We start from the raw sequence: 13,364 nt of genomic DNA on the forward strand, positions 1-13,364 counted from the left end.
AATGGTTTATTATATTTTCCAAATGATGGTTGCTTTTTAAATTACTTCTAAATATACAAAAATGAAATAATTGGATCGAGTTCCGTCAAATCTTCTTTTGCGCCCTAATACCCAAATTGCTGACCATTCGTGTACATTGAGGCAGCAAGACTATCCTGAAAAGCGATTTGTGGAATCAACAATAAAATTCCCGTTCGATCAGAAATATGACCATTATCCTTGCTATAAGCTATACTCCATATCAAGGGCGTGGAAAATGCGAATGCCAAAAGCGATTTAATAAACTGTCCTCTTTTTATACTCCCTAAATTAGATGCATTTAGCCTCGTAAAATATCGTGGGTTATTAAATCTATTATTAAAATCATTAATAATTACTTTTTTACACTATCTCCAATTTTAGAATAGTTCACCGCTATTTATAGTTGTTGTCTATTTAAAACCTAAAGTAAATTGAAATTAATCGCAAGTGGATTGATTTTAATCTTTTATCGATCATTTTTTGGAGTAAATTGGAGTCCCATTTATACGATTAGGTTGAGTACCTAACTTTTCAGTTGCCAGCTGTGGTGAAACCGCGGGCTTTTTTATGTGACTTTACACTAATTCTGAGCATAAAAATTGATAAAATATAGGACGTTTTATTTATATTAACTATTATCTTTTTTACTAGGAGGGCGCATAACTGGTATAAGATGCAGGCAATAGTTTACAAATTTTAATAAATTCATAACACAAAAAATACTGATGGAAACATTCAATCGTAAAAATCACTGGGAAAATATTTATCAAACAAAGGCGTCAAACGAGACAAGTTGGTATCAGCAAACACCCCAAACATCCTTGGACTATTTAAGCGCATGTAATATACCTACCTCTGCGAAAATCATTGATATCGGTGGTGGCGACAGTTTGCTGGTAGATTATCTGTTAGATTTGGGATATAAAGATATTACAGTACTGGATATTTCCGCAAAGGCCATCGACAGGGCAAAACAACGGTTGGCCGATAGGGCTGATAAGGTAAAATGGATTGTGGCGGATATCGCTTATTTTATGCCTACTGAAAGCTATGATTTCTGGCATGACCGTGCCGCTTTTCATTTTTTGACAGATGAAGACGATATTACAAGTTATGTAGAAACCGTAAAAGAAAATATAAACCCAGATGGTATTTTGGTCATCGGTACATTTTCAGAACAAGGTCCCAAAAAATGCAGTGGTATTGAGATCAAACAGTATTCGGAAACAAGTTTGGTCAATCCGTTTAACGTTTATTTTGATAAGATCAATTGCCAGATTGTGGATCATCGGACACCATCGGACAGTATACAGAATTTTGTGTTTTGTAGCTTTCAGAAGAAAAAATCATAAAAATACTTCATGGGGCTAGTCCAATAGGAATCGAGGCCGCCTGTTATAAATGTTTAGTTGAAAACCAAACCAGCAGCCCTTATTACTATTTTGATTATGTCGGCGCAAAATATGGAAGCGTAAAAGAATGGCGGCATTATGCGCGATATCCAGATAATATCGAAGAAATAGGTCTGAATGAAACAAAACTCAGGGATGGATTGAATTACTATACAGAAACTGACAGTACAGACTATTGGTGGTTTGAACAACAACAAAATAAACCAAATTTTTACAAAGGTAAGATCAGTGTTTTGATAAATGGTGGATACTTTTCAACCACTGGACATCTATTAGCTTTGATGAGAGAATATAAGATCGGAAAATTCTATGGAGAATATACGCAGGGGAGTAACTATAGTAATGCTGGTGGACAAGCATTTGTTTTGCCCTATTCCAAATCATTGGTTTGGATGGCTACTTTTCAATACAAAATGAGAACAGTTCATTTTATCAATGATCCAAAAGGAATTAAGCCCGATGTTCGAATACAAGCACAACCCAATGACCTGCGAACGGGATTTGACAGACCAATGGATTTTGTCATTAAGCTGGTCGAATTGCAAAAATGAGCAAATTATCTTGCGAAGCTTTTTGCGCCTGTCACACAACATTGGTCTAATCCTACAATTGCAGCGCATGGTACTGCATCTTTTTTACGGAGATAGAAGATATTTTTTATGATTTGTCGGCATTCTTTTTGACATAGATCATCGTTATGAACCATCAAAAAAATAGAAATTTGGTTAGCTTTTCAATAATGGGAGGTCTACAAAACTAAATGAATAATCATGGAAATAGGAATAGATAGTTTTATTGCCACCGGTGCATATAATGACGGGTTGCGTCCTGAGGAAAATATGATGGCTATGGAAGCTTTGTTGTCAAAGATAGCGTTTGCGGATCAGGCGGGATTACATGTTTTTGGACTTGGAGAACATCATCGAAAGGAGTTTTTGGATGAGTCTCCGGCAGTAATATTGGCAGCAGCGGCAGCCAGAACTCAGCATATTCGTCTAACGAGTGCGGTTACCGTACTAAGTGCGGCAGATCCTGTTAGGGTATTTCAGGAATATGCAACATTGGATATTATTTCCAAAGGCCGGGCTGAGATTGTAGCCGGAAGAGGATCATTTATTGATTCATTTCCTTTATTTGGGTTCAATACCCAAGATTATGATGCACTTTTTGAAGAGAAGATTAAATTGCTTCTTGAAATCCGTGATAATGAAACCATAACCTGGAAGGGAAAATTCCGCCCAGAGCTGAAGCAACAAGCCATTTATCCAAGGCCAGTGCAGGAGCAGTTGCCTGTTTGGATAGGGGTAGGAGGAACTCCGCAATCTTTTATACGCGCCGGAGTATTGGGACTTCCATTGATGGTGGCCGTTATTGGAGGTGAAACCCACCGTTTTCGTCCGTTGATAGACTTATATTATGAGGCCGGAGAAAAAGCAGGACATGCGAGGGAGAAGCTTAAAGTAGGACTACATTCTTTGGGCTTTGTAGCGGATACAACAATGAAAGCGAAGAATATTTACTTTCCAGGATACCAGGAAATGATGGGGAAGATCGGCAAAGAGAGAGGATGGTCTACGCCTACACGAGAAATGTTTGAGGTCCAGGCCAACCCCACAGGTGCGTACGTTATTGGTAACCCTGAGGAAGTTGCCGAAAAGATTTTACGACATAGTGAGGCGTTGGGTGGTATATCAAGATTTACGTTTCAGATGGACAATCCAGGACTTAGCAAAGAAGATATATTCAAAGCCATAGAATTAATCGGGACAAAGGTAATTCCTATGGTAAATCAATCCTGATTATTTTTTGACTGCTCTAGAACGGATTCTGCTAATGGTTTCTTGCGTAATACCTAAATACGATGCAATCATGCGCTGTGGAAATCGCTGCACAAATTCAGGATAGTTATCAATAAGCATATTATAGCGTTCTTCAGCTGTCATACTTATGGCGGCATTGATTCTTTTTTGACTGGCAAAAGAATAATTTTCATCCAACTGGCGTATGAGTTCACTCATGATAGGAAGGGAGAATACTTCTTCTGCGGCTTTCTTGGTTAAGATTAGTAAATCAGTAGCTTCACAGGCCTCAATATTGAAGGAAGAAGGAGTGAGTTTTGCAAAACTCTCGCGATCGACGACCCACCAGCCTTCAATATAGAGGCTCATGATGTGTTCGGTACCCTTGGTATCTGTACTGTATTTTTTCATGGAGCCTTTGACTAGAAATCCAATATGGTTACTTACATCACCTTCCTGTAAAAAGATCTGTCGCTTTCTGAGTTTATGCGGTACAAAATTATTTTTGAGAATGTTAATTTCACTTGCTTCCAACGGCCTGGAGACCCGCGAATTGATATATTCGATTAAAGAGTTATACATGAGTTATTATTTTACCGAACCCAAAGGTAAATATACTGAAAATATGAATCCGTCATAAGATATCATCAAATGCGGAAGGATGCCGATAAAGCCTGATCGGAGAGGCGTAGGGTGATTGCTGCAATGGAAAGCTAAAATTGCCACGCAAAACTCTTTGGATAAAGAATTATAATACATTGAAATATAAATCAATATATGTACATTGTTTTATAATTTCATATTATGTCAGCAAAGATTATTTTTCACCATGGAGCGGAGTGCTCAAACAAAGTGCAAAGCGTCTTTAGAAATGTCCTCCTTTTGTTGTTTATGTTCTGCGCTAGTCAAATTAAAGCGCAAATCGCTGCAGAATCCCTGACAGCTGCACTCACTACAGCATATAAACAAAATGACTTTCCAGGCTTCAGTGTTGCCATTGTAAACAGCGATAGTATTTTATATGAAAATGCCTTTGGCTTCGCTGATCTGGAAAAGAAAACTCCTTATACAACCACCATCATACAGCCCATTGCATCATTAAGTAAGCTGTTTATTGGAATGTCAGTAATGAAAGCCATAGAACAGGGCCTGTTTACGCTTGATATGGAGATCAACAGTATATTACCTTTTAAATTACAACATCCTTACACTCCCGAAGTACCAATTACTTTGAGACATCTGGTTACACATACTTCTGGAATTACTGATCATGCTGATACGTACAAAAAGACATACCTGTATAATACACCGGTTAATGAGGATAATCCAATTTACAGGCTGCTCAAATCGAAGGGATATGGCGCCGAAGGGAAAGACACTACTTTGGCTGCTTTCTTACAGGATTATTTAAGCACTGATGGTTCTTACTATTCCAACAAAAACTTTAATAAACAGGCACCAGGTAAAAGGTACGAATATTCAAATATTGGATCGGATTTAGCTGCCTGGCTGATCGAGCTCAAATCGGGTATGTCCTTTGCGGAATACACGCAAAAGCATATTCTGCTTCCACTACAGATGACAGATGCCTCCTGGTCTACTACTAATGCAGACCAGGCTAAACTATCGACCTTATATAACGGCGACAAAAAAAGCTATCCCAAATATAGTTCCGTAACCTATCCCGATGGAGGACTTACAACTTCATGTCATGAGCTTAGTCTTTTTCTGAAAGAGGTAATTGCAGGGCAGCAGGGGAAAGGAAAAATCCTTAAACCCGAAAGTTATGCCAAGATGCTGCAGCCGGCTTTTTCAGATTCCTATAAGCCAGAAAATTTAAACCCTGCAGAGCCAAACATCGGCGTATTTTATGCCATAAAAAAAAGTGGCATCATTGGTCATAGCGGTAGTGATGGCGGTGTTACTGCGTTCTTGTTCTTTAATCCTGCCAAAGGTTATGGCATGCTGTTCATTGCCAATACGGAAATGGAAGGGCTCAATGGTGTTAATAAAAATATAATGACAGGGTTCGAAAAAATATGGAGCATTATGGGGCAGTATGCCAACAAATTGCAACCCGATAAATAAGCAAGTATTGGTAGATTAAGTACGCTTTTGTTTGATTCGCTGTGATCCCGCTAGAATTGGGTAAGTCCCACGGTTCCCGCAAGCCTTCCTGAGCCTCGAATGGATCGAACCCAGCTGACACTTCTTTCGAATCCTGATTTTGTTAAAAAACAAAAAAAGCTAATCTTGCGATTAGCTTTTTTCTTGTGATCCCGCTGGGATTCGAACCCAGGACCCATACATTAAAAGTGTATTGCTCTACCAGCTGAGCTACGGAATCGTACTTCTTTTTTGAACTACCGTTCCTTGTTTGAAGTGATGCAAAAGTAGGGCTTTAATCCTATTCCTGCAAATTTTTTTGGCTTAAAATCGTAGCTGTTTGTTTAAAAAGCTGATTTTAAGCCAAAAAAATTAATCATTTTCCAATTCCATAATTTCCTCGGCCAATTGCTCCCATTGCTCTTGATACTGGGTTAATTGGGCCTTAGCAGAATTGTATGCGCGCGTAGTTTCCTGTAACTTAGTCGCATCCGAATATACAGCTTCATCAGCCAGTTTCAATTCTAAATCTTTGACCAATATTTCCTGTTCTTCGACTTTTTTCTCCAATGCAGCAAGCTCTTTATTCTTTTTGCTTAGTAATCGTGTCCGGTCTTCAGATGGTGCTTGTTTCTCTTTTTTAACCTTTGGCTCTTCTTTGACTTTTTTCTCCGGTTTTGCCTCTGTTTTTACAACACGTTTAGCTGCCCATTCTTCATATTCCTGATAGGTACCCGGATATTCTTTGATCTCCTTGTCCTCGATATACCAAATTTTGTTGGCCACGTGATCCAAAAAATAACGGTCGTGGGATACAACAATACATGTTCCCTCGAACTGTTGTAGGGCCTGAATCAAAATATTAACCGATTGCATATCCAAGTGATTGGTAGGCTCATCGAGTGCCAAGAAATTGGCGTCTGCGGTCAAGGCCTTAGCAAGGGCTACACGGGATTTTTCACCTCCAGACAACACTTTAATTTTCTTGAATGCATCATCGCCCGTAAATAGGAAACAACCCAATATCGAACGTAATTCAGTCTCCGTATGTTTTGGCGCAAAGGCCTGTAGTTCGGCCAAGATCGAATTTTCAAGATGGAGCGCTTCCAGCTGATGCTGTGCAAAGAACGTTTGCGATACATTATGTCCATGTTCTGCTTTTCCCTCAAACTGAGTATCTGTGCCCGCCACAATACGTAGTAGGGTAGACTTACCTTTTCCGTTCGCACCGATCAAAGCAATCTTATCACCTTTTTCAATAATCGCAGAAGTGTTTTTTAATATCTCCAGGTTCGGATAGGATTTAGAAATATTGTCTAATGTCACCACATGACGGCCAGAAGGTTTTGAAAACTTAAAGCTAAAGTTGACCGTTGGATTATCGTCATCGACATCCTCAACTCTCTCCATTCGATCCAAAGCTTTAATCCGGGATTGTGCCATTTTAGCTTTGGATGCTTTGGCGCGGAAACGCTCGATAAGTCTTTCTTCCTGTTTGATCTTAGCCTGCTGATTTTTGAACTGGTTGGCCTGCAGCTCATTTCTCAACTCCTTTTCTTCCAGGTAAAAGCTATAGTTACCTGCATAAAGTGTTAATTTTCCTTTGCGCGACTCCACCGTCTTTTTAATGATGCGGTCCAGAAAGTACCTGTCATGCGATACAATGACGATTGCCCCATCAAACGCCTGTAGGTAGTTCTCAAGCCACTTGATGGAAGGTAAGTCCATGTGGTTGGTCGGCTCATCCAATAATAGGATATCCGGTGTCTGCAATAAAATTTTTGCAAGCATCACACGCATACGCCAGCCCCCGGAGAATGTTGCCAGTGGCCTTTTTTGTTCTTCTTCTGAAAAACCTAGACCGGCAAGGATCTCGTGTGCTTTGAATTCAAGATTATAGCCATCCAGCGCTTCAAATTCCAGTTGTCTATCACTTAATCTATTGAGAATATCGTCCGAATAATCTGTTTCTAATTTCGCAAGTAAGTCTTCGATTTCGGCATGTAGTTGATTTTGGCGTTCGAACGCTTCCATAGCGACGTATAGAATGCTCTTGTCCGAATGGTAAGATAATAAGTCCTGGTTAAGGTAACCGATCTTTAGATCTTTTGCCATGGAAATTGTTCCCGAAGTCGGCGCATATTGTCCAACGATCAAACGCAATAAGGTTGATTTTCCGGCTCCATTGGCACCAATTAAACCTACTTTATCACCTGGTTTGATGTGCCAGTTTGCCTCATCATACAACGCTCGGGATCCTATTTCAAATGTTAAATTATTTATTGATATCATTTCAAATGCAAAAGTACAAAAGTAATGAATATTTCTTCTTGTTTGACTAACTTTGCGATTATGTATAAATTAGTCAAACCTATATTCTTTACAATGAATCCGGAGATGGCTCACCATAAAGTGACCAGTGGATTGAATGTCTTCTCAAAAATTTGGGGTGCCAAGCAATTATTGAATGCTATTTTTACAGTAGAAGATCCTCGCTTGGAACGTGAGGTATTTGGACTGAAATTTAAAAATCCAGTAGGCCTGGCGGCAGGCTTCGATAAAAATGCCGAATATATCTCCGACATGACTAATTTAGGTTTTGGTTTTATTGAAATCGGAACCGTCACTCCAAAACCACAACCGGGGAATGATAAACCACGCATGTTTCGCCTTGTGCCGGATGAAGCGCTGATCAACCGCATGGGGTTCAATAATCAGGGGGCAGATGTCGCTGCAACCCGATTGAAGAACCTAAAAGATCGAAAAGGGCTTCTGATCGGTGGTAACATTGGAAAAAATAAAGTGACACCAAACGAAGAAGCAGTAAACGACTATATTTATTGCTTCAATGCACTTTTTGATTATGTAGATTACTTTGTTGTCAATGTCAGTTCGCCAAATACACCTGGCTTAAGGGATTTGCAGGAAAAGGAACCGTTAAAAAATATATTAAATACACTACAGGATCTGAATAAAGCAAAACCGGCTCCTAAGCCAATTCTGCTTAAGATCGCACCTGACCTAACAGATAGTCAACTGGATGATATCGTTGAGATCGTTATGGAAACACAGATAGCAGGAGTTATCGCAACCAATACCACAATCTCAAGAGAAGGTTTAAAGAGCCAGCCGGATTTGATACAAGAGGCCGGAGGGGTGAGTGGACGCCCGCTGACCAAGCGTTCAACTGAAGTGATCCGCTACCTCAGCGAAAAATCCAACAAAGCATTTCCGATCATTGGCGTAGGTGGTATTCACTCTGCCAAAGATGCTATTGAAAAACTTGATGCCGGTGCTAGTCTTATTCAGGTCTATACCGGATTTATTTATGAAGGACCGGGATTGATCGCAAATATCTGTAAAGGTATACTACAGACAGGACGATAATCAAAGACCATGGCAGTAGATTTTAATTTAAAAGATTTTTTGGACAAAAAGGTTGATGAATATAATCAACCTAATTTTATTCCCAATGATCCCATATCCATTCCACATCAATTTTCAAGCAAGAATGATATCGAGATTACCGGGTTCCTAGCGTCAATAATGGCTTGGGGACAACGTAAAACCATCATCAATAAATGTAATGAATTGATCGCAAGAATGGACGGCGCGCCATATGATTATATCATGAACCATAGCGATCAGGACCTCAAAAGCCTGCTTGGTTTTAAGCACCGAACATTCAATGATACGGATATTCTTTATTTCGTTGCTTTTTTTCGGCACCACTATAGCCACTTTGCGTCTTTAGAAGATGCTTTTTTGGTAGGGCAGGAGACCGTAAAAGAGGTGGATTTGGAGCAGGCGCTGAATACATTTAAAACCTATTTCTTTTCGCTTCCGGACTATCCGCACCGAACGCGTAAACATATCAGTAGCCCAGCCCAAAAATCTACTGTCAAGCGTATCAATATGTTTTTACGCTGGATGGTCCGAAAGGACAAGAAAGGGGTAGATTTTGGAATTTGGAACCGCTTATCACCAAAAGACCTGATCTGTCCTTGTGATGTACATGTCGAACGTGTAGCGCGAAAATTTGGACTGATTACCTTGGAAAAGGTCAACTGGAAGACCGCACAAGAGTTAACGGGCAATCTTCGTTTATTGGATCCCAACGATCCGGTAAAATATGATTTTGCGCTTTTCGGCTTGGGGGTAGAACGGGAACTGTAAAGTCGCCTCAAGTCCCTTCAAGTCCGCTCAAGTCCCCTCAACTGCCTTACTCCAGTACAGACGTTACACAGATGTAATACTAATATACCAGTATCACCCCAACAACAGGGCATGTAATCAGCGGATATGCTAGGTAACAGACGGTACACCTAGGGGTACTGATCACCCAAAATATCCATGCTTAGGGTAGCAGCTATTGACTGATATTAAACAAAACGAAAGGTGCTTTTCTCGTGCTTTACTTGCGCTTGGTCTAAAGTACTGATACCTCGCAAATAGGCGTGTAAAAGTTTGAAAGAAAAAGCCCGTATTTTTAGGATACGGGCTTTCTTTATTTTTAGCTACTTAGCTTAAACAAGTCGGTCAATCTTAATCAGAAGGTCCACCAAACGATTGGAATAACCAAATTCATTGTCATACCAACCCACAACTTTCACTAATCCACCCACTACTGAGGTCAATTGTGCATCGAAAACACAAGAATAGGGGTTGTTGATAATATCAACAGACACGATTGGGTCTTCTGTATAAAACAATACCTGCTTTAATTCGTTTTCCGCTGCAGCTTTAAAAGCTTTGTTGATTTCTTCAACCGTTGTTTCTTTTTCTAACGTACAGGTAAAATCTGTTAGCGAACCATTCAGTACAGGAACACGTATACCTGCTCCGCCCAACTTATTCTGTAGATGTGGAAAGACATTGGTAATTGCTTTGGCGGCACCTGTTGTTGTCGGTATGATAGCCGAAGAGGCGGCACGTGCCCGTCTCAGATCTTTATGTGGTGCATCATGCAGGTTTTGATCTCCCGTCATGGAGTGCACCGTAGTGATATATCCGTCTTTTATCCCCCAATTGTCATCTAATATTTTGACCAGTGGGGCGACGTTGTTGGTTGTGCAGGAAGCATTGGACAAGATCGAAGCCGAGAGATCGACAGCATTATCGTTGATACCCAATACGACTGTTGCAATATCCTTGTCAGTTGGCGGAGCTGAGATAATAACTTTTTTCGCACCTGCTGTTAGATGAAGCGTTGCTTTTTCACGGTTCGTAAAATGCCCCGTGGATTCAACAACAACATCAATATGCAAGGATTTCCAGGGTAGTAGGGCCGGATCTCTTTCATTGGTCACTAAAATAGAATGGCCATTCACGATAATATGATGTTCATCGTGTGTGACCGTACCAGCGAAGGGTCCATGCACCGAATCATACTTGAATAAATGGGCCAAAGTCTTGGTGTCAGCCAAATCATTGATGGCGACCACCTGCAATTGATCAAAAGCATCGCGAAGAAAAATATTACGTAATGTGTTTCTTCCGATGCGTCCAAATCCGTTTATCGCTATATTGAGCATTTCAGCTTATTTATGAAATTGGCTTATTGCCTCATTGATATTTTTCTCACCTTCCCAATGTGCTTTTAGTTTTCCATCAGCACCGTAGACATAATTTGCTGGGAACTGTGAAGGAACATGTATGTTTTGGATAAAGGTTTGATCTTTGTCAATCAGGACTTCCACATTGGAAGATTTGGATAGTTTTGGTGCGAAGCTATCGAAGAATCCTAATACCAATGCTGGATCATTCATGGAAATATAGAAAATATTGACATCTTTTATGCGGTCAATATTTTTTTCGAGTTCAGTTGCTTCATGCTGACAATGGCTACATCCCGGATCAAATAAGATGAAGACTGTATTCTTATCTTTAGCTAGATTCTCATTGCTGACACGTATGCCGGATCGAAGTTGGTAAAAAGTGAAATTAGGAAGAATTGCAGCTGGACCAGAAGACTGGGTAGGGGCAGCTTGCGCATGATCATGACCGGCGTGGTCGTGACCCGCATGGTCATGATTTTCGGCCGTATTTTCTGTGGTACTATTTTCCGTGCCGGCTGTCTTTTGATTGCCCTTGTTGTTACATGAATAAAGCATGCCCGCCGCGAGTAAAGCAGTTACTCCTAAGATTATTTTTTTGTTCATAGACTACCTTTGATTTTAAACCAGTTTTAGTGATTTGTTATTCTTTTTCAGGCGTGCTAGCAGAATATATTTATACCGTTCAGCTTGAACTGAGGATAGATCATTCCACAACGACGCCATTGAAGAACCAAAACTATAAAAAAAATGGGATTATGCAGCGTCCAAACTCAAGTTATGACAGTTTACTGGTTATCATCTTTGATGCTTCCCACTGTAATATGTCTCCAAATTTTAAGCTATTCCATTGTATCTGTGGTGTTGCTGGGACTATTGGGGTCTATCAACGTCGTAGATTGTATAATTTCTGGTGTACTTCGACCAAATTCATTGCTATATACTTTGAGTAAGACACCCACACAGGATAGGATAAGTGGACCAAATATCAATCCTAACATACCAAAGAGATTTAATCCCAATAACACCCCAAAAACGGTTATTAAAGGATGGACATCTCCAAGTTTTTTCAAAATTGTAAAGCGAAGAATATTATCAATACTTCCAATGATAATGATACCATAAAGTGCTAACCCTATCGCATTACCGGATTGTCCATTTGCTAAGAGAAATACCGCTGCTGGAAGATAAACAACCATCGTACCCAGAATTGGGATTATGGTGGAAACAGCGGTCAGAATACCTAAAAAAATGGGGTTTTCCAAGCCGAAAAACCAGTAGCCTAAACCCGCGACAATACCTTGGCACATCGCAAGGATCGGAATACCAATGGCATTTGATTTAACCATCATATCAAACTCTTGCCATAACTCTGTCTTACTTCCCGGAGAAAACGGAATGGCATTGTATATAGCCCGCTCCAATTGCTTGCTGCTGACCAACATAAAGTAAAGTACAAATAATGCGACTAAAACATTTACGCCTACCTCTGCAACGGAATTTAGGATGTTGGGGATAAACTTGGCCGCCCGTTGAAGTGCACCCATCAATGCTGTGTCCGATAGATCAATGTTGCTGAGATATGGGCTATCTTTGAAATAGGTTTTAATGGAATCAAATTTTTCCATAATCTCATTTTTATTGCTGATTGCATCAGTCACTTGCGGTACCATATAATTGATCAGGAGATACAATGGTCCGACTAGAAATATAATCGTAAGCAAGATTAACAATATACTCGCGACGGATTTGTTCCATTTTTTCTCTTCTGTTAATTTGAAATTGATTTTCCGGAAGAGGATATATAATGTTATTGCTCCCAAAAAGCCAGGAAGATAGTAGAATAGACTCGTAAATATCAAAATGCATATCAGCAAAATAATGATGATAAGCATAATCTGGTTAATGGAGTTGTTGTTTATCTGTTTGTATTTCATGTGTCTGGAATAAGTACCGCTTTAATTTCTATTTTACGTATGACAATATTTTTTTATAAATGTTTTATATCGTTAAATTAAACTTACTTTTTTAGAATTTCAATGATTTTTTTTATTTCTTTTTAAGGGCAGTAAAGCGAGAGAATAGGGCCTTGAAGATCACCCGAATGGATAGGGATGTTTATCTGGGAAATGGTCTCTTTTCCTCTTGAAGAATAGCGATAGATTAAGTATAACAGTACTGACCAGATACAGATCATGGCAGGGGGAGGGCGAGAAATTTCCTTGCCTCCTGAATCATATAAATTTTTCGCCAAAAACTAATTCTGGTTCTGCGGCATTAAAATATCCTTTAAGATACGCATGATATCATATTGCTTGACAAAAAGCATAGATGAGGTTGTCCTATGTTCAGTGGATTGATTGTTGTTTTCTGCTGCTAAATGAATTGTCGATTTAGCTGCTTTATGAAAAAAAGGATGAGACCCTTTTCCTTTTCGGTTATTTGAAAATAAGCCCATAATCTTTTGTTTT

General features: G+C 39.6%; 12 protein-coding genes and 1 tRNA gene. 6 read left to right on the forward strand and 7 right to left on the reverse strand.

What is annotated here, in order from left to right; genetic code table 11:
• Positions 1-746 precede the first annotated feature (746 nt).
• The 3 genes from ABFX33_RS12870 (at position 747) to ABFX33_RS12880 (ending at position 3,232) form a co-directional block, all read left to right on the forward strand.
• Positions 747-1,373 carry a class I SAM-dependent methyltransferase gene (locus ABFX33_RS12870; RefSeq protein WP_346086353.1) on the forward strand — a complete coding sequence of 209 codons (627 nt, stop codon included), beginning with the start codon at positions 747-749 and terminating at the stop codon, positions 1,371-1,373.
• A gap of 200 nt (positions 1,374-1,573) precedes the next feature.
• The gene (locus tag ABFX33_RS12875; protein ID WP_257089991.1) at positions 1,574-1,984 is read left to right on the forward strand and encodes a S41 family peptidase; all 411 of its coding nucleotides are present in this window, start codon (positions 1,574-1,576) and stop codon (positions 1,982-1,984) included.
• A 219-nt stretch (positions 1,985-2,203) separates the two neighbouring features.
• Positions 2,204-3,232 carry an LLM class flavin-dependent oxidoreductase gene (locus ABFX33_RS12880; RefSeq protein WP_346086354.1) on the forward strand — a complete coding sequence of 343 codons (1,029 nt, stop codon included), beginning with the start codon at positions 2,204-2,206 and terminating at the stop codon, positions 3,230-3,232.
• On the opposite strand, the gene ABFX33_RS12885 is transcribed toward ABFX33_RS12880, so the two are convergent.
• Complete coding sequence (locus ABFX33_RS12885; RefSeq protein WP_346086355.1) at positions 3,233-3,814, reverse strand: Crp/Fnr family transcriptional regulator; 582 nt, start codon at positions 3,812-3,814, stop codon at positions 3,233-3,235.
• A gap of 222 nt (positions 3,815-4,036) precedes the next feature.
• Here ABFX33_RS12885 and ABFX33_RS12890 point away from each other — a divergent pair, with 222 nt between their 5' ends.
• Positions 4,037-5,320, forward strand: coding sequence for a serine hydrolase domain-containing protein (locus tag ABFX33_RS12890; protein WP_346086356.1), 1,284 nt, complete (start codon positions 4,037-4,039; stop codon positions 5,318-5,320).
• A 186-nt stretch (positions 5,321-5,506) separates the two neighbouring features.
• Here the strand turns inward: ABFX33_RS12890 and ABFX33_RS12895 are convergent.
• Together ABFX33_RS12895 and ABFX33_RS12900 are read right to left on the reverse strand one after the other, a co-directional pair.
• Positions 5,507-5,579: transfer RNA gene (locus tag ABFX33_RS12895), tRNA-Lys, on the reverse strand.
• 131 nt (positions 5,580-5,710) lie between these two features.
• Complete coding sequence (locus ABFX33_RS12900; protein ID WP_346086357.1) at positions 5,711-7,630, reverse strand: ABC-F family ATP-binding cassette domain-containing protein; 1,920 nt, start codon at positions 7,628-7,630, stop codon at positions 5,711-5,713.
• 60 nt (positions 7,631-7,690) lie between these two features.
• On the opposite strand from ABFX33_RS12900, the gene ABFX33_RS12905 reads away from it, so the two are divergent.
• Positions 7,691-8,725 carry a quinone-dependent dihydroorotate dehydrogenase gene (locus ABFX33_RS12905; RefSeq protein WP_346086358.1) on the forward strand — a complete coding sequence of 345 codons (1,035 nt, stop codon included), beginning with the start codon at positions 7,691-7,693 and terminating at the stop codon, positions 8,723-8,725.
• Positions 8,726-8,734: 9 nt separating this feature from the next.
• Complete coding sequence (locus tag ABFX33_RS12910; RefSeq protein ID WP_346086359.1) at positions 8,735-9,514, forward strand: TIGR02757 family protein; 780 nt, start codon at positions 8,735-8,737, stop codon at positions 9,512-9,514.
• A 350-nt stretch (positions 9,515-9,864) separates the two neighbouring features.
• Here the strand turns inward: ABFX33_RS12910 and gap are convergent, their stop codons facing one another.
• The 4 genes from gap to ABFX33_RS12930 all read right to left on the reverse strand — a co-directional run bounded on the left by gap (position 9,865) and on the right by ABFX33_RS12930 (position 13,351).
• The gene (gene gap, locus ABFX33_RS12915) at positions 9,865-10,872 is read right to left on the reverse strand and encodes a type I glyceraldehyde-3-phosphate dehydrogenase (RefSeq protein WP_346086360.1); all 1,008 of its coding nucleotides are present in this window, start codon (positions 10,870-10,872) and stop codon (positions 9,865-9,867) included.
• 6 nt (positions 10,873-10,878) lie between these two features.
• Positions 10,879-11,499, reverse strand: coding sequence for a TlpA family protein disulfide reductase (locus tag ABFX33_RS12920; RefSeq protein ID WP_346086361.1), 621 nt, complete (start codon positions 11,497-11,499; stop codon positions 10,879-10,881).
• Between the two features lie 236 nt (positions 11,500-11,735).
• Entirely contained in the window at positions 11,736-12,830 is a 1,095-nt protein-coding gene (locus tag ABFX33_RS12925; protein WP_346086362.1) for an AI-2E family transporter, read from the reverse strand.
• Between the two features lie 320 nt (positions 12,831-13,150).
• Positions 13,151-13,351, reverse strand: coding sequence for a hypothetical protein (locus ABFX33_RS12930; protein WP_346086363.1), 201 nt, complete (start codon positions 13,349-13,351; stop codon positions 13,151-13,153).
• Positions 13,352-13,364 lie beyond the last annotated feature (13 nt).

Source organism: Sphingobacterium ginsenosidimutans, assembly GCF_039536865.1.
GTDB lineage: Bacteria > Bacteroidota > Bacteroidia > Sphingobacteriales > Sphingobacteriaceae > Sphingobacterium > Sphingobacterium detergens.

What these genes read in the sequence shown, in the direction of transcription:
- ABFX33_RS12930 (WP_346086363.1), bottom strand. Translation starts at nt 13,351, where the DNA reads ATGGGCTTATTTTCAAATAACCGAAAAGGAAAAGGGTCTCATCCTTTT.
- ABFX33_RS12905 (WP_346086358.1), top strand. Translation starts at nt 7,691, where the DNA reads ATGTATAAATTAGTCAAACCTATATTCTTTACAATGAATCCGGAGATG.
- ABFX33_RS12910 (WP_346086359.1), top strand. Translation starts at nt 8,735, where the DNA reads ATGGCAGTAGATTTTAATTTAAAAGATTTTTTGGACAAAAAGGTTGAT.
- ABFX33_RS12920 (WP_346086361.1), bottom strand. Translation starts at nt 11,499, where the DNA reads ATGAACAAAAAAATAATCTTAGGAGTAACTGCTTTACTCGCGGCGGGC.
- ABFX33_RS12925 (WP_346086362.1), bottom strand. Translation starts at nt 12,830, where the DNA reads ATGAAATACAAACAGATAAACAACAACTCCATTAACCAGATTATGCTT.
- gap (WP_346086360.1), bottom strand. Translation starts at nt 10,872, where the DNA reads ATGCTCAATATAGCGATAAACGGATTTGGACGCATCGGAAGAAACACA.
- ABFX33_RS12880 (WP_346086354.1), top strand. Translation starts at nt 2,204, where the DNA reads ATGGAAATAGGAATAGATAGTTTTATTGCCACCGGTGCATATAATGAC.
- ABFX33_RS12900 (WP_346086357.1), bottom strand. Translation starts at nt 7,630, where the DNA reads ATGATATCAATAAATAATTTAACATTTGAAATAGGATCCCGAGCGTTG.
- ABFX33_RS12870 (WP_346086353.1), top strand. Translation starts at nt 747, where the DNA reads ATGGAAACATTCAATCGTAAAAATCACTGGGAAAATATTTATCAAACA.
- ABFX33_RS12890 (WP_346086356.1), top strand. Translation starts at nt 4,037, where the DNA reads ATGTCAGCAAAGATTATTTTTCACCATGGAGCGGAGTGCTCAAACAAA.
- ABFX33_RS12885 (WP_346086355.1), bottom strand. Translation starts at nt 3,814, where the DNA reads ATGTATAACTCTTTAATCGAATATATCAATTCGCGGGTCTCCAGGCCG.